Source organism: Halomicrobium urmianum (assembly GCF_020217425.1).
Classification (GTDB): domain Archaea; phylum Halobacteriota; class Halobacteria; order Halobacteriales; family Haloarculaceae; genus Halomicrobium; species Halomicrobium urmianum.
Window position 1 is genome coordinate 196,346 of sequence record NZ_CP084092.1, and the last position, 14,194, is coordinate 210,539.

18 protein-coding genes and 1 pseudogene are annotated in these 14,194 nt (G+C 60.3%); 7 read left to right on the plus strand and 12 right to left on the minus strand.

Features of this window, described 5'->3' with window-relative positions; translation table 11 throughout:
- Positions 1 to 93 precede the first annotated feature (93 nt).
- Positions 94 to 345: a hypothetical protein gene (locus tag LCY71_RS19815; RefSeq protein WP_225336617.1), complete on the plus strand. Its 252-nt coding sequence runs from the start codon at positions 94 to 96 to the stop codon at positions 343 to 345.
- Between the two features lie 9 nt (positions 346 to 354).
- Here the strand turns inward: LCY71_RS19815 and LCY71_RS19820 are convergent, their stop codons facing one another.
- From LCY71_RS19820 to LCY71_RS19830, 3 genes are all read right to left on the minus strand, one after another.
- The gene (locus LCY71_RS19820; RefSeq protein ID WP_225336618.1) at positions 355 to 774 is read right to left on the minus strand and encodes a hypothetical protein; all 420 of its coding nucleotides are present in this window, start codon (positions 772 to 774) and stop codon (positions 355 to 357) included.
- Between the two features lie 91 nt (positions 775 to 865).
- The gene (locus tag LCY71_RS19825) at positions 866 to 1,405 is read right to left on the minus strand and encodes a hypothetical protein (protein WP_225336619.1); all 540 of its coding nucleotides are present in this window, start codon (positions 1,403 to 1,405) and stop codon (positions 866 to 868) included.
- A complete protein-coding gene (locus tag LCY71_RS19830; protein ID WP_225336620.1) occupies positions 1,402 to 2,139 on the minus strand; it encodes a DsbA family protein in 738 nt (245 codons plus the stop codon). The genes LCY71_RS19825 and LCY71_RS19830 overlap by 4 nt, the downstream gene beginning before the upstream one ends.
- Positions 2,140 to 2,249: 110 nt before the next feature.
- Here LCY71_RS19830 and LCY71_RS19835 point away from each other — a divergent pair, with 110 nt between their 5' ends.
- Positions 2,250 to 2,822, plus strand: a complete 573-nt coding sequence (locus LCY71_RS19835) for a class I SAM-dependent methyltransferase (RefSeq protein WP_225336621.1) — start codon at positions 2,250 to 2,252, stop codon at positions 2,820 to 2,822.
- Between the two features lie 46 nt (positions 2,823 to 2,868).
- Here LCY71_RS19835 and LCY71_RS19840 read toward each other — a convergent pair whose 3' ends face one another.
- The 7 genes from LCY71_RS19840 to LCY71_RS19870 form a co-directional block, all read right to left on the minus strand.
- The gene (locus LCY71_RS19840) at positions 2,869 to 3,510 is read right to left on the minus strand and encodes a class I SAM-dependent methyltransferase (protein ID WP_225336622.1); all 642 of its coding nucleotides are present in this window, start codon (positions 3,508 to 3,510) and stop codon (positions 2,869 to 2,871) included.
- Between the two features lie 72 nt (positions 3,511 to 3,582).
- Positions 3,583 to 4,206: a universal stress protein gene (locus LCY71_RS19845; protein ID WP_225336302.1), complete on the minus strand. Its 624-nt coding sequence runs from the start codon at positions 4,204 to 4,206 to the stop codon at positions 3,583 to 3,585.
- A 148-nt stretch (positions 4,207 to 4,354) separates the two neighbouring features.
- Positions 4,355 to 5,140, minus strand: coding sequence for an alpha/beta fold hydrolase (locus LCY71_RS19850; RefSeq protein WP_225336303.1), 786 nt, complete (start codon positions 5,138 to 5,140; stop codon positions 4,355 to 4,357).
- Between the two features lie 23 nt (positions 5,141 to 5,163).
- Complete coding sequence (locus tag LCY71_RS19855; RefSeq protein ID WP_308444709.1) at positions 5,164 to 5,817, minus strand: ester cyclase; 654 nt, start codon at positions 5,815 to 5,817, stop codon at positions 5,164 to 5,166.
- Positions 5,818 to 6,301: 484 nt separating this feature from the next.
- Positions 6,302 to 6,589, minus strand: a complete 288-nt coding sequence (locus LCY71_RS19860) for an amphi-Trp domain-containing protein (RefSeq protein ID WP_225336304.1) — start codon at positions 6,587 to 6,589, stop codon at positions 6,302 to 6,304.
- Positions 6,590 to 7,119: 530 nt separating this feature from the next.
- The gene (locus LCY71_RS19865; RefSeq protein WP_225336305.1) at positions 7,120 to 7,953 is read right to left on the minus strand and encodes an IS5 family transposase; all 834 of its coding nucleotides are present in this window, start codon (positions 7,951 to 7,953) and stop codon (positions 7,120 to 7,122) included.
- Positions 7,954 to 8,142: 189 nt separating this feature from the next.
- Positions 8,143 to 8,370: a DUF389 domain-containing protein gene (locus LCY71_RS19870; RefSeq protein ID WP_263654385.1), complete on the minus strand. Its 228-nt coding sequence runs from the start codon at positions 8,368 to 8,370 to the stop codon at positions 8,143 to 8,145.
- A gap of 180 nt (positions 8,371 to 8,550) precedes the next feature.
- On the opposite strand from LCY71_RS19870, the gene LCY71_RS19875 reads away from it, so the two are divergent.
- The 3 genes from LCY71_RS19875 to LCY71_RS19885 all read left to right on the plus strand — a co-directional run bounded on the left by LCY71_RS19875 (position 8,551) and on the right by LCY71_RS19885 (position 10,425).
- Positions 8,551 to 8,988, plus strand: coding sequence for a DoxX family membrane protein (locus LCY71_RS19875; protein ID WP_225336306.1), 438 nt, complete (start codon positions 8,551 to 8,553; stop codon positions 8,986 to 8,988).
- Between the two features lie 20 nt (positions 8,989 to 9,008).
- Positions 9,009 to 9,275 (plus strand): hypothetical protein, encoded by a 267-nt coding sequence (locus LCY71_RS19880; RefSeq protein WP_225336307.1) that lies wholly within the window; start codon positions 9,009 to 9,011, stop codon positions 9,273 to 9,275.
- 97 nt (positions 9,276 to 9,372) lie between these two features.
- Positions 9,373 to 10,425: an NAD(P)-dependent alcohol dehydrogenase gene (locus LCY71_RS19885; RefSeq protein ID WP_225336308.1), complete on the plus strand. Its 1,053-nt coding sequence runs from the start codon at positions 9,373 to 9,375 to the stop codon at positions 10,423 to 10,425.
- 146 nt (positions 10,426 to 10,571) lie between these two features.
- Here the strand turns inward: LCY71_RS19885 and LCY71_RS19890 are convergent.
- Positions 10,572 to 10,858: pseudogene (locus LCY71_RS19890) on the minus strand (amphi-Trp domain-containing protein).
- 196 nt (positions 10,859 to 11,054) lie between these two features.
- Here LCY71_RS19890 and LCY71_RS19895 point away from each other — a divergent pair.
- Together LCY71_RS19895 and LCY71_RS19900 are read left to right on the plus strand one after the other, a co-directional pair.
- Positions 11,055 to 11,570 (plus strand): YbhB/YbcL family Raf kinase inhibitor-like protein, encoded by a 516-nt coding sequence (locus LCY71_RS19895; RefSeq protein WP_225336309.1) that lies wholly within the window; start codon positions 11,055 to 11,057, stop codon positions 11,568 to 11,570.
- A 4-nt stretch (positions 11,571 to 11,574) separates the two neighbouring features.
- Positions 11,575 to 11,880: a putative quinol monooxygenase gene (locus LCY71_RS19900; protein ID WP_225336310.1), complete on the plus strand. Its 306-nt coding sequence runs from the start codon at positions 11,575 to 11,577 to the stop codon at positions 11,878 to 11,880.
- 174 nt (positions 11,881 to 12,054) lie between these two features.
- On the opposite strand, the gene LCY71_RS19905 is transcribed toward LCY71_RS19900, so the two are convergent.
- Positions 12,055 to 13,083: a sodium:calcium antiporter gene (locus LCY71_RS19905; protein WP_225336311.1), complete on the minus strand. Its 1,029-nt coding sequence runs from the start codon at positions 13,081 to 13,083 to the stop codon at positions 12,055 to 12,057.
- Positions 13,084 to 14,194: the final 1,111 nt, after the last annotated feature.

The following is a 14,194-nucleotide window of genomic DNA, read 5'->3' on the forward strand; positions in this document are numbered from 1 at the left end:
TGTACACCGTTTCGATTGCTACTGTAGCCCGGTCCCGCCCGGGTGAGCGACCCCAAAGCACAAGCGAGACCGAGCGGTAGCAGTACCCGAGAGATGGCCGACGCGGACGGAAGCACCGAGTCGACGCGGTCGTACCGGACGCTGCTCGGACTGGGCGGCGCGCTGAGCCTCTGCTGTCTCGTCGCGGCCCCGGCGGCGACCGGCGCGGCCGGGGCCGTCGGTGGCGGCGGCGCCGCCGCTGCTCTCGGCGGGAGCCTGGTTCAGGTTCTCGCGACGGCCGCGGCCGTCGGGTTCCTGGCCGCCCTCATCCGGTTCCGGACCGGCGACGAGAGCTGCGACGTGTGAGTCCGACCGTCAGCGCCCACACGCCTCGCAGCGCCGCCGCTGGTAGTAGAGCAGTCCGCCGAAGGCGACGACGCTGACCGCCCCCAGAACCGGCCGCAGCGGGTCGAAGTAGGTCATCAGCGCCGACGAGCCGAACAGCGCCAGCAGCGCGACGTTACAGATCGGGCAGCCGAACGCCAGGAACCCGCCGACGACGCCGCCGGCCGCGTAGCGGTCCCCGATCGGGTCGTCGGTCAGCGACCGCTGGTAGACGAAGGCGGCGGCGAACGCCGCCGTAGCGACGAGAAACAGGTAGTCCGCGGGCGTGCGCTCCACCATGCGAACGTAGACGGGGTTCGGGAGCAGTCCGGTCACGACCCCGAACAGCAGGAAGCTGCCGACGCCGACGCCGACGCTCCTGACGAGCCGCGGGCGCGTGAGGTCCGTCACCGGCTCACCTCCCGTCGCCGAGCGGTGTTCGTTCGACTACCCGATGCCATCCGCGTCTCGGTCGTCCGTCGTCGACCGTTCCGTCGCATGGTCACGTCGGATCGATCGCACAGGTCCGCGGGTCGCCCGTCCGCCCGAGGAAGACGGCGAGGAGCGCGATGCCGCCGATCCGGAGCAGGTTCCCCTCGAACGGGAGGGCCGCCATCGCGCCGACGAAGCCCAGCGCGCCGAGCACACCCGCGCCGCAGCTCGCACAGCCGGCAGCGAGCAGGCCCGGGACGATCCCGGCGAGCGTGGACGCACCAGCGCGGCGGGCGCGCCGCACGAGCGCGACGGCGTCCGTCACGGCGACGCCCGTCAGGAGCGCGTAGGCGGCGACGAGTCCGATACCCAGCCAGCCGGTCCCGAGGTACACCTCCCGCGTGAGCGCCGGCACGGCGTAGGCGAGGTCGGTCGGGTCCCGCGTGAGCACCTGTACGGAGAACTGCGGAAACGAGCTCAGGACCAGGACGACGTACGTCACGCCCGTCGCGACGCCGGCGGTCAGCAACCGCCCGTTCGACGTGAGCGGATACGCGAGCGCGTCGCGGAGGTCGCGGAGCCACGCCCGGTGCACTGCCGTCCCGGTCATGCCTCGCTGATCTGATCGAGCGCGTCGGCGAAGTTGTCGTAGGGGTGTGCGCCGACGAGCTTGCCGGCAGCGTCGCTCTCGCGGTTGTAGAGCACGAATCCGGGGGTCCCCCGGATCCCGGCCGACTGCGCCGACGAGAGGTCGGCGTCGACGGACTCCCGGATCGAATCGCCGCGCTCCTGCCGACAGGCGTCCACGGCGTCGAGGGGGACGTTCTCCGTCCGCTCGGTGACGCCGGTGAACGTCTCCTCGTCCGCCCAGTCTTGTCCCGACTCCGCCTGCTCGTCGAACGCCGCCTCGTGCCACCGCCAGAAGGCGGCCGGATCGTCCTCGGCGACCTGCTGCCAGACGCAGCGACTCCAGACCGCCGCCGGCATGGAGTACTCGCCGATGTTGGGATACGAGAGGAAGACGAGCCGCGCCTCGCCGGTGTCGACGTAGTCGCGACCGACGTCCGGGAGCGTCTCCGTCTCGAACTGCTTGCAGAACGGGCACAGGTAGTCCGTCCAGTAGTAGACGTCGACCGGGGCGTCTGACTCGCCGGCGATCGGTCGACCGGCGAGTTCCACCCCGAATCCCGTCGTCTCCTCGCTCGTGTGAAAGGTGTCGGGAACGTATCCCTGCTCGTCCGACCCGGAACGAGACGCGAAATACGCGACGGAACCGCCGAGCGCGAGGGTTCCACCGCCGGCGACGAGCATTCGCCGCCTCGTAATATTGTTCTCCGTATCCATCTATGCACAATCATTTCAGTAGGATGCCAAAGGGCTTTGCGGTCGAGCAGTCGAATTAGTCCCGATCTCATCCGGAAGGGTATTTACCGAGGTGACCCGATATTGCGTACATGGGCCATCACACGTTCGACGCCGATCGGGCCGACAAACTCGAACGGGCCGAGCGGCGATATCGATTCCTCTCGGCCGAGGAACTGCTCTGGGCGCTCGACCTGTCACCGACGGACGCGGTCGCGGACCTCGGCAGCGGCACGGGGTTCTACACGGATGCCGTGGCGCCGCACGCGGGGACGGTGTACGCCGTCGACCTCCAGGAGGCGATGCACGACTACTACCGCGAGAAGGGCGTTCCCGAGAACGTCGAGCTCGTTACCACCGGGGTGGGCGACCTCCCGCTCGACGACGGGAGCCTCGACGCCGCCTTCTCAACGATGACATACCACGAGTTCGCCAGCGACGACGCGCTCGACGAGATCCGCCGGGTGCTGGCACCGGCCGGCCGCCTCGTCGTCGTCGACTGGGCCGCGACTGGGACCGGCGAGGAGGGGCCGCCGCTGGACGAGCGGTTCACGGCCGCGGAAGCGGCGGAGGCGCTGGCGGAGACCGGCTTCCGCATCGAACACGAGGCCGTCCGTCCGGAGACCTTCCTGCTGGTCGCCGCGGTGGAGCAGGAGTCCGGCTGAAGTCGTCGTCCGACCCGAGCGACGATCGATGCCGGTCACCGGGCGGTCACGCCCGTTTCCGCAGCCGGCCCCGGACGAACGGTCGGATCGGCGTCACGCCCAGGTTCATCCGATCGACCTCGACGACGTCGAACGACCGGTCGGCGGCGAACAGCGAGGCGGTCTGTCGCGTCAGGTGACAGCCCCCGGCGACCCGCTTCCAGAGCGGTGCGATCAGCGACTGGACGCGAGCGCGCCACCCGTCGTCCAGCACGTGTTCGAAGAAGCGGAACTCGCCGCCGGGCCGTAACACGCGGGCGACCTCCGACAGCGCCCGCTCGACGTCCGGGATCGTGCAGAAGACCATCGATGCGATCACGACGTCGAACGAGTCGTCATCGTAGGGGAGCGACTCGGCGCCCGCCGATCCGAGATCGATATCGACCCCCAGCTCGTCGGCCGTTTCGCGAGCCCGACGCCGCATGTAGGGGTCGGGCTCGACCGCGTGGAACGAGACGGTCCCGTCGGCGACGGCGTCGAAGTACGGGAACATCGCACCGGTTCCAGCACCCACGTCGAGGACGGCACCCCGGAGGTCGTCGACCAGGTAGTTCCGATGGGGGCGCAGTAGCGTCCCCTCGACGGCCGCCATCGCCGGGTCGTATACGGCCGCGAACAGCGGATGCGACGGTGCCCGTCGGTCGGTCATACGGTGGCTACGGACGCCCGCCTGAAATACCCAGAGGAACGATCCCGAACACTGCTTCCAGCGGGCGGACCGCTACTCCTCGCTGCCCTGGTCGATGACACTGGTGCGTCGAGTGACCGGATCGACGTAGACGAGGTACCGCTCGTCGTCCGCCGTCGCCTCGACTATCCAGACGCTCTGCTGGCGCTCGACGCCGGTGACCGCCGCGTCGATTCCGTCGTCCGCGAGGGCCTCGCTGGCGATGTCGCCGGCCGCGTCCGCGTCCGATACCGTCACGTCCGTCTCGGGGAGCCGGACCGTCATCACGGGGCAGGGAGCGCGGCGGACGAGCCGCTCGGCGACGCTCCCGATCAGCCGCCGCCTGACGCCAGAGCGGCCGTGCGTCCCGGCGACGATCAGATCGACGTCCTCGGCCTCGGCGTAGGCGACGATGGTCTCGGCCGGGTCGCCCTCCTCGACGACCGTCACGGTCGCGACGCCGTGTGCCTCGGCCATCCGTTCGACCTGGTCGACCGCCTGCTGGCCGCGCTGGCGGAGCTGGTCGCCGGCGTCGGTGGCCAGCCCCTCGACCGTCTCGTCGACGACGTGCAGAGCGTGGATCGTCGCGCCGTACTGCTCGGCGAGGTCGATCGCCTGCAGGGCGACGTGAGCGGTGCCGGTGCTGCCGTCGGTCGGGATCAGGATTCGTTCGTACACACCCCGTACGTCCGGGCCCCAGCCACAAGGGCGTTTCCGGGAACGACGCCGAGCGAGCAGCCGAGCAGGTATCTGGTCCAGCGCCTCTGTTGAAATCCTCAACTGCGAGCGGATTCTGGAACGGGGGCACTAAGTACAGGTCTCGCACTTACGGGTTCCTGCCGTCGTACGCTGCACCCTTCGTCTGGCCGGCATACACTTCGTCGAGGAACCGTGCCACCTCCGCCGTGAACGTCTCGGCATTGTTCATCGGAGCGTAATGGCCGCCGTCGATCCATCGCAGATTCGCCTTGGCCCTCGCGGCGAGGCCACCGGCGTGCTTTGCAAGGAGTTCCGTATCGCCGTGGATGATCAGGGACGGGCCACCGTACGCTTCGAGGTCCGGCCAAAACTGTCGGAAGGTGATATCCCGAGTCGCGCTGGTAAACCCCTTCCAATACGGGTGCGTATCCTCGTGTGGAGGTGGCAGCTGTGTCTCATCGTCCGGGCCATGCTCGAACCGCCGCGCAAGTCGGGGGACGTGTGAAAGACCATCATAGAGATAGGACAGCAGGTTTTGGACTACACTCAGCATCAGTCCCACTGGCGACCGCCAGTTCCAGTTGTATGCGGCGCCTGCCAGTAGCACTCCGTCGACTCGCTCGGGGCGTGCGGCCGCAACACGAATCGCAACGTATCCTCCTAGCGAATGGCCAACGAGGACGGCGCTACCAACCGAGTCGAGCACGCTATCGATATCGGCGACAGCCCGCTCCATAGTGAATTCGGGATCGGGATGGATGCCGTGTCCCGGCAGATCGATCGTCACGACACGGTACCTGTCGGCCAGCCGCTCGGCGTGTGGCGTCCACGCGTGCCGCGTCCACCCGGCCGGGTGGAGCAGGAACACCGTCGGATCCGACTTCTCACCGTAGGTTGTGACCCAATCTGGCATCGGACTCGTTGCGTGACCTGAATTCAGTCGTCGCCGGCCGACACAGCTTCACTGAGGTCCTCGGGGTTCACGCCGAGTTGTTGCATGAATCCGAGTGTGTCCGGTTGCATCCACCATTCAGCAACCTTCCCATCCTCCAAGCGGAAGAAGGCCATGGTCTGTATCTCGAATTCCTTGCCAGTCGGCTCAATCCCCATGAACTCACCGTCGTGAGTGCCGCGCTCCGTCAATCGCATCGAGACCGTATCATCCTCCGCGATGACGTCATGGATCGTCTCGGTGGAATCTGAAAACCCTTCGCGGTCACTTTCGTACATTTCTTTGATCGCCTCAGGACCACGGAACTCCCCCATCGGGGTGTGCGTCACTACATCCTCGGTAAATATCTCGTCAATCGCGTCGAGGTTTCCCTGTTCTTCAACTTCGTCACGGATTCGACGGACGACACGCTTGTTCTCCTCGGCTGTTGATGACATGGTTGTTCCGCCTCGTACTTCGTTCACGATGACCAAAGTTGCACTTCCCATTCCCATGTCAACAACCCCTGGTTGGTAACGAACGCTCGCTGATTGACATCCTCCTCTGCCTGAAGGCGGAGGAATCCCGAGCGGTGGGAGTGTCAGGTCTACAACCATGGACGCCGCCACTTTACGGGAGTTCGCTTCTAACCCAGCCATTATGGTCGGTGGCTGTCTAGCCGTGCTAAACGGCTGTTACTCCTATCCTCAGCGTCGTGGACTCCCATCTGTTGTTTTGCCAGCAGGGAGTCGCAGATACTTCGACGGACTCGGAGTTATCGTCGGGCTTGCTCGACCAACGGGCACACGACGAACCTTTCAAGGATTCGCGTTCACCACGTCGACGTTCCGGATACTGCCTCGTTACGAGGGCGGACTTGCCGCCTCCGAAGGTCGTTCGGAATCGCTCCGTTCCGACCTGACCTTACTACCTGCCACGAAGTGTTTACACTTGAAACTACGGATTAGAAACTCAAGAGAGGTTATATAACGGTGGTTCGTGTAGAAATTTGTCGGATTCATCCTGACCCTGAAGGGCCAGGTATTCTCCTTGATCCCGTATAACTCACTGCACTTCGCACGCATTTCCTGACACTGTTTGGTCAGTTCATACAGTGTGAACGAGATACGTGACGCTAGTTGATCACACGATTGATAGCTGGTCACTCCCACTATCTCCCCCACTTCCGTTCTCGTTCCATGCAAGTTCGAACTCGACACTCAATTCACCGGATCCATCCGTCGGTCCCTCACGCTCGGCTTTCACCTCGAACGTCGGGCGAGCTGGGGGTTCCATCGCCACGGACTCTGATCCCGATTTGAGCGTGATCGCGTCCCCCTGTTCCAACTTGTCGGCTACCCGGCGAAGGTAGGTTGCGATCTCCGCTCGACTCTGAGCGCTTTCCGATTTGAACAGGACTTCTTCGGGCATATAGACGCATACGCCGCCTATACCTATAACTACACCTCTCTATCGGACTGCTCTAGCTGAATCTATCCCCTATATTCAGCAGTAAGGTTTTGACAATCCTGAGTCAATTTCACGGGGCGTGTTGCATACAGGACGCATATTCAGCTAAGAGGCGTATCCGAATCAATCTAAACCGATCAACATCGAACGATACCTCGCAAAATTGCGGTGAGCTAACTACTTCACGGAGAGTGGAGGCCTGGACTCCAGAGAAAGAGTTTCGAGAAGAGTGAATTCTGCTCTGTTGAATCCGATGACGGCAGCGGGATCGGCGGACTAGCCTCAAGCGTTCGAGCAGGAGTCAGCAACAGCTGGCTGTTCGGAATTGACTCTCGCTCTCCGAAACTACCTCCATCGTTCGAAGTTCGCGTGTGAGAATCTATCGCCGCTGGCGCCTGATGACCGTGTACTCACCCTCGATCCCCGCGCTGCCTGCGGATTCAACAGAGCAGTGAATTCCGAATAGACTGCCTTGTTGAATCCGGTTGCGGTCACTGTTTGATGGAGCGTTCGAGGTTGTAGACGGCGGCGGTGAGCACCAGTTCGCGGAATTCTCGGTACCAGGCGCGTGGCCTGACAGCGGAGCCGTATCGACGTTTGATGGCCGAGAAGGCGGTCTCGGCCATCAAGCGCTGCCCGTAGAGCCCGCTGTCCAACCGTGCGTTGTGTGCGTGGTCGTAGTGGGCGAACAGCCGGTGTCTGATGACCGGCCGGACACCTGCGGCGCGGAGTGCGTCCCGCAGCGACTGATCGTCGTAGCCGTTGTCGCCGGCGAGACTCTCGATTTTCGTCGTATTTCGGAGCGCGACGCGACGGCCCACCTGAGTGTCGTGGGGCCAGTGTGCCGAGCAGTGGACGTCCAGGACGGCACACGACTCCGTATCGATCAGGGCCGTCGCTTTCAGTGTCCGTCTGTGGCGATCCGACCGCGCGATGTAGTGGCTGGATGCCGCCTGCCGGTCGAAGAACGTGGCATCCAGCGCGCCATGATCGCCGGGATCGCAGCGTGCCGCTGACCGCCGGAGCAGCTGGCGCCAGACACGCATCGGCGCCCGCTCGAACGACCGCCACAGCGTTGAGGGCGCGGGAAACGCCGACCTCGCTAGCCGAAGCAAACCACGAACACGATCCATCTCACTCACCCAGTCGACGATTTCGCGGTACGTCGCGTCCATGTGGATCCGCAAGAAATGCAGCGTCACGTGCTTCCAGGCAGGAAACCCGTTGCCAGCCGGGTCACTCACCGCCGACGTGGGGCTGGCGGCACAGCGCTTTTGAGCCAGCGACACTGCCTGTGTAACGAAGCGGAAGAGGGTGCTGGACACATCCGATTCTTCCGCTTCGCTTCTCCCTTCACAGCGACGCTATCCGTTCACCGTCTCCGGATTCAACAGAGCAGAATAGACTGGATCGTCGAGAATCTGTTGAACATCGTCCCGGATCGATTGTTCGACAGTGGCAGTCTGATACAGGAGAACGTCACAGTTCCGAGGAATGCAGAAAGGAGCAGAATGCTAATCAGGAGAACGCTGACACGCTTGAAGAACGTCTTTCTGGTCTGCTCGATATGAAACCATTTGGACGGCCGATACCCCATACCAGAGCACGAGGAGTGCGGCGAGATTGATCGATAGGATGTTGACAAGAAGTGACACTCCGGAACCCACCGCGAGTGCCGTATTTCCCCATGCGATACCGATGCCGACCGTCGCTGCGGGAGGAACGAGTGCCACGGCAATCATGACGCCAACCAGTGCCGATGAAAGTCCCGAAGCGAGGCTAATTATTTGATGTAGGTTTTTAAACGTGGTATGGTAGAAAAGGTAATTTAAACAATGATTACAAACATAGACACTCGCCTACTGGGATGAGACGTGTCATTTAGGGTGTCTGAGCTCTAGCTGGCATACTGGTTAGTGATTATGCAGCTCGCGGTCGGCTGGTGGTTCTTGCGTGCAGGGCTTGACAAGTTCCTAGCATGGCCATTCGACGCGAGTTGGTTCGTCGGCGGCGCAACTGCCGGGACGAGTCTTGGCCCGGTCGTGACACCGTTCGCTGGGGATGCGGGACTGGCATTCGTCAACATCATGGTTCCACTCGGGCAGACGCTGATTGGACTGGGCCTCGTCCTCGGGGCGTTGACCCGGCTCGCCGCTTTCTTCGGTGCCTTCCTAATGTCGTTCTTCTACTTCATTAACGGCGAGACGGGTGGCTGGGCCCACGGCGTCGTCACAGGCGAGTTGCTCGGGCTGCTCATTTTTGCGATGATCGCCACGCTCGGAGCTGGTCGTGTGCTCGGTATCGACGCGTATTTCCACGAATGGACCTGTTCGAAGATAACACTAAACTACGGTGGCTGATCGGATGAGAGGTGATGACAATGAGTGAACTCAACACAACAGACAAGGTGGCAGCGTATGTCGGCGGCGGGCTAATCGTACTTGGCGCCGTCGTGATAGGTCTCCTGGAGATGATCGCGGGTAGTCCCCACCCAGTTACGGGCGAGGGACAGATAGAACACGAGGCGCTAATCCCGCTGGAAATACGGTCGTACATCATTATCCTTGGACTGCTTATCTGGGCCGTGTATGCAATCTACAAGGTCATCGGAACCACTTCGGCCACCGATACGGCCGATATGACTTAACGACGTAAAGAGCAGCAACTGAGGCCGAATCCTTCTGTCTTATATCGCGGTCGGTTTTAAGGGACCTAGCCCCCTATTGCCTAGTTGGTGCGTTCCAATGCAAGCATTCGTGATGAAAGAACTCGGAGAGGTGGAATTTGTCGAGAAAGACAAGCCTGACGTTGGGCCGAATGACGCACGTCTCCGACCGACAAAAGGCCTCGTCTGTACGTCTGACGTACACACCGTCCACGGGGCTATTGGCGAACGAGAAAATCTCACACTCGGGCATGAGGTTGTCGGCATCGTGGACGCAGTGGGTACCGAGGTTGAGGATTTCGAGCCGGGTGATAGAGTCGTCGTTGGAGCGATCACGCCCGACTGGGGATCCGCCGCCGCACAGGATGGACACTCCTCACAGTCCAACCAAGCGCTCGGTGGCTGGAAGTTCGCCAACGTCAAAGATGGAGTGTTCGCCGAATACGTCCATGTGAACGAGGCTGATGCAAACCTCGCTCACATCCCCGATTCAGTGACTGACGAAGAAGCTGCCTATGTGACTGATATGATGAGTACAGGATTCATGGGCGCAGAAAACGCTGACATCCCGGTCGGAGGATCCGTCGCCGTGTTTGCGCAGGGCCCCGTCGGGCTGATGGCCACAAAGGGCGCGGTCCTTCAAGGAGCTGGACGGATCATAGCGGTTGAAACCGAGTCAAATCGACAGGAACTGGCTCGTGAGTACGGTGCCGACAACATCGTTGATTTCGCAGAGGGCGACCCAGTTGAACAGATTATGGACCTCACGAATGGTGAGGGGGTCGATTCTGCAATCGAAGCTCTTGGCCGGTCCGAAACCTTCGAACAGTGCGTCAAGGTGACGAAACCTGGGGGAACGATCTCGAACGTCGGCTATCACGGAGAGGGAGAATACGTAAACATACCGCGGGAAGAGTGGGGCGTCGGCATGGCAGAAAAGACGATCAACACTGGCCTCTGTCCTGGGGGCCGGCTACGCCTGCAGCGTCTCCTTCGCCTTCTTGAAACAGAGCGTGTCGATCCGACACTCATGACTAGTCATGAGTTCCCCTTCGAAGAAACCGACGAAGCCTTCCGCCTCATGGAAACGAAAGAAGACAACATCATCAAACCGCTTATCAACTTTGAATAGTCAGTTCGTTCAGCTCTGACGTTCTACGGGGACCATCTATTTCACCGTTTCAATCGTCCACTATGAGGGTATCATATAACGGTTCACACGGCATTATTTTCATCCAGTAGGAAGCAGATCTATTGCCCAGTAAGCGGGCTGTTTAATCACGCAATTTGTAACTGGCCGCTCGCGCCATCTGCCTCACTGGCATTCTCGTCCCATTCGAGTTCAAATTCGATAGTCAACTCACCGGGCCCGCCCGTTGGCCCCTCACGTTCCGCCTTAACCTCGAACGTCGGACGGGCTAGCGGTTCCAACGTCACGGACTCGGTCCTGATTTGAGTGTGACTGCTTCCCCTTGTTCGAGCCTCTCAGCGACCCTGCGAAGATACGAGGTTATGTCTTCTCGGGTCTGGTCGCTCTCTGATTTGAACAGCACTTCTTCGGACATACAGAGTGAATACGCCGCCTGCACCGATAAGTGAATCCTCTGTATCTGCTGTTCCGGCTCTTATACCGTCTGTGTTGCACGGCCTCGAAGACGTGTTACTACGTGGGTTTCAACACGAGAGCCGTCGCTACGTCAGCAGGTTAGCAAAAGATAAGGGTCATCACTGGCGACTGGCAGATGTAACGGAGTTCGAGATATGCCAGAAACACCACTCAATGGTGACATTGACCAACGAGGTGAACTGGCTCTGTCTAGTCCCGATTTTGAGGTGGAAGAGCAGATGCCGGACTGGACGGGCTACGTGAATGAAAACGAGAACCCGGAACTGGAGATCACCGGTGTCCCAGACGGTACTGAGTCCCTGGTCATGGTCGTCGATGACCCTGACGCGCAGCCGGTTGCAGGCCACACCTGGGATCACTGGTTTGTCTGGAATATCGATCCCGACATCGGCACCATTCCACGAGACTGGAACGCCAAAGACGCAATGGAAGGGTTCAACGACTACGTCGAGCAGGGGTACGGCGGGCCGTCGCCGCCGGAAGGCAGTCACGACTACCGATTCAAACTCCTAGCCCTGGACAGCACATTGGAGGTGCCGGCGGAGACGCGAAAGACCCGTGTCGGCTCCGCGATTGCGATGAACGTCGACGTCCTCGCGGCCACCCAAATCGTTGGTACGTACCACGCCGACCAAGGAACTGCATTCTAACGCCATGATCGTATTGCACGCAGCCTTCCCCATCGACCCGGACAAACGAGAAGAAGCCCTAGAACTGGCGGAGGACTTGGTGGAGAAGTCAAACCAAGAACCAGGTATGATCGAGTACCGGGCGACCACTGACATCGGGGACGAGAACGTGATCCGGTTCTTCGAGCAGTACGAGGATGCCGAAGCGTTCGAATCCCATACCCAGACAGCCCACTTCGAGAACTTCGAGGAACAATTGCCGGACCTTCTGGCGGGAGAACCGGAGGTAAGACAGTTCGAGGTCGGCGAAGCAACCGAACTCGAACTATAAGACACAATATTTCCCTTCTTTCGCAACATGCTATTTCGGGATATTCAAGTCGATAATCAGTTAGTGTAAGTAAGCAGGATTGTTGGATCGTTCCTAACCAGCATTGTCATCGTTCTGAACATTCAATGCTATAAGAAGGGACAAGAGCAGTCGTACCTTGAAAAGCCAGTACTCTCACACAAATATGAGAATTATCCCGGATACATAGATGAGGAAGATCAGATAGCTTTCAGTTCCGACGTCTGTCCCGAAGTCCTCGGTCTCTCGCCGGATCAACATAATCATCAGGACGCTGCTCATGAGGATGGCAACCCCAGTTAGAAACGGCACTTCAGGACTTACGTCCCTGTAGATCGGGGCTGCCGAATAGGCGAGGTCACCAAGCGCGATCATGAGTGTATCGAACACGTTTCCTCCGATGATATCCCCAATTGCCAGCGCTACCGCTCCCCGTTTGACAGCTGACACGGCTGTGACCAGTTCGGGAATCGATGAGGAAATGGCCATTCCCGTCATCCCCATGAGCATCGGAGAGGTTCCCGTCTCCGCGACTAGCCCCTGTCCACTGTACGAGATCAACCACCCAGCCCCGCCGATGAGCCCAGCGATCAAGAGATACTCTCCGAAAAGGCCCAGTGATAGGAGCGAGTCACGACGAGTACGTTTGGACCCGGAACGAGCATCCTGTTGAGTGGTCTGCCCAGATAACCGGCGGGCGTACCACTTCGGTTCGACTTCAGATGTCTGAATCATCCGAAATCCGAGGAATACAGCGGTAACGAGAACAAATGTCGCTGGATGAAGACCGAAAATTGTGAACACAGTGGGGACTAGCATGGCCAGTAACGCGAGCGTCAATAGGAACAGCAGGATCGCTAACTGCATGAGACTCGCGGACGCCGTCACCTCTTCGCTGAGTGGTCCGCGTCGCATCACGACGTCCGCAACGGCGATGAACACAGTCTGTGCTGCGATTCCACCGACCGCATTACTTACCGATAACGTAGCTTGCCCACCGAGAGCTGTATCGAATGAAATAATGATGCCGGGCAGTGAGGTACTCGCTCCCAGAAGGATCATTCCCCCAAGCGACTGTCCGATGCCGAAGGCATCAGCGAGGTCCTCTGCGAGGCGGCTGAGCCGAGGACCAGTAGCTAAGATAACGATAGCTCCCAGCACAAAGAGCCCGATTTCCTCCCACATAGTGCGCCTTTACGCCTTCAAAAAGTGTAGACAAAAATCCTCGCTTACGTGAACGATTACCGACGTAGTGGAGGAGAATTACAGGAGAGTATCGATCACAAAAAGAGTGTTACTTTGTCCACCTGATTTCGTATTCAAGTTCGGACCGTTGGTCTCCGGGTTCCGAATCTGTGAGTCGTTCGAGTTCGACCTCGAATGTCGGTACGACCGCAGGCTTTGGTACCAGAAATAAACTGAACGTATTACTCAGTGAGCTCATAGACGAAGGACTGGAAACCGCGATCACGACCACCCAAGCCGAGAGTGAGTTGGTATCTCTCCTTTCAGAGAACGGTGTTCTGAACCCGAAGACGATGCACTATGGTGAGGTCCGCTCACGGAACGACTACGGTGATGAGGACGTCGGGTTCGTAAACGGATGCATGGATCCGGGCGATGATTTCGTGCTCACGGTATTAAGCGAGTATGAGTGCGACGCTGAGCCGGAACAGACGGAGTGTAAAGGATGCGATGGAAAGGGATAAAAAGAATGTGATAAGACCGGTCTCCAGCGTGCGCGTGGACGCGGATCCACTGGGCCGGACGCCGACACCGCTGATCCGATTCTCGCTTCGGTCCGGGAGAACGAAGTTGCACAGGCTGCTGGACGGTACGCCCGGAATGCTGACGATTCGGGCGACCGCGCCGTCGTATACATCCGGACGGACGCGACCCCGGCGGGATTCGCCGATGTGCAAGTGGAGGTGTGGAATGAGTGGCGACACAGAAGCAAGCCCGGATTATTGAGTCGCTACAGGCCGACGATTGGCTGTCAGCAAGACAAACCGCGGCCGAGCTGGATGTGTCAAAACGCCACATGTTGAAGACGCTGAAGAAACTCCGGGACCGCGGGATAGTTGATTGCCGAAAAGGTGAAGGTCCGTACGGTGCGGACCTATATCGGTCCATCACCGGGAAAACGGCCTCACACTTAACGGAACTTGGCCCGTCGATGTCTCGGGACGATCAGTTAGACGGGCCGATGTGGTCACTCATAAGCGCGCTGTATCTCGCACACCCTCATGAACGCCCTCAACAACCGACACGGACTCCATCGGTCAGTTCGTAGCCC

Coding starts and splice junctions, on each gene's coding strand:
- LCY71_RS19815 (WP_225336617.1), top strand. CDS start 94: ATGGCCGACGCGGACGGAAGCACCGAGTCGACGCGGTCGTACCGGACG.
- LCY71_RS19825 (WP_225336619.1), bottom strand. CDS start 1,405: ATGACCGGGACGGCAGTGCACCGGGCGTGGCTCCGCGACCTCCGCGAC.
- LCY71_RS19830 (WP_225336620.1), bottom strand. CDS start 2,139: ATGGATACGGAGAACAATATTACGAGGCGGCGAATGCTCGTCGCCGGC.
- LCY71_RS19835 (WP_225336621.1), top strand. CDS start 2,250: ATGGGCCATCACACGTTCGACGCCGATCGGGCCGACAAACTCGAACGG.
- LCY71_RS19840 (WP_225336622.1), bottom strand. CDS start 3,510: ATGACCGACCGACGGGCACCGTCGCATCCGCTGTTCGCGGCCGTATAC.
- LCY71_RS19850 (WP_225336303.1), bottom strand. CDS start 5,140: ATGCCAGATTGGGTCACAACCTACGGTGAGAAGTCGGATCCGACGGTG.
- LCY71_RS19855 (WP_308444709.1), bottom strand. CDS start 5,817: ATGGCTGGGTTAGAAGCGAACTCCCGTAAAGTGGCGGCGTCCATGGTT.
- LCY71_RS19860 (WP_225336304.1), bottom strand. CDS start 6,589: ATGCCCGAAGAAGTCCTGTTCAAATCGGAAAGCGCTCAGAGTCGAGCG.
- LCY71_RS19870 (WP_263654385.1), bottom strand. CDS start 8,370: ATGATTGCCGTGGCACTCGTTCCTCCCGCAGCGACGGTCGGCATCGGT.
- LCY71_RS19875 (WP_225336306.1), top strand. CDS start 8,551: ATGCAGCTCGCGGTCGGCTGGTGGTTCTTGCGTGCAGGGCTTGACAAG.
- LCY71_RS19880 (WP_225336307.1), top strand. CDS start 9,009: ATGAGTGAACTCAACACAACAGACAAGGTGGCAGCGTATGTCGGCGGC.
- LCY71_RS19885 (WP_225336308.1), top strand. CDS start 9,373: ATGCAAGCATTCGTGATGAAAGAACTCGGAGAGGTGGAATTTGTCGAG.
- LCY71_RS19895 (WP_225336309.1), top strand. CDS start 11,055: ATGCCAGAAACACCACTCAATGGTGACATTGACCAACGAGGTGAACTG.
- LCY71_RS19900 (WP_225336310.1), top strand. CDS start 11,575: ATGATCGTATTGCACGCAGCCTTCCCCATCGACCCGGACAAACGAGAA.
- LCY71_RS19905 (WP_225336311.1), bottom strand. CDS start 13,083: ATGTGGGAGGAAATCGGGCTCTTTGTGCTGGGAGCTATCGTTATCTTA.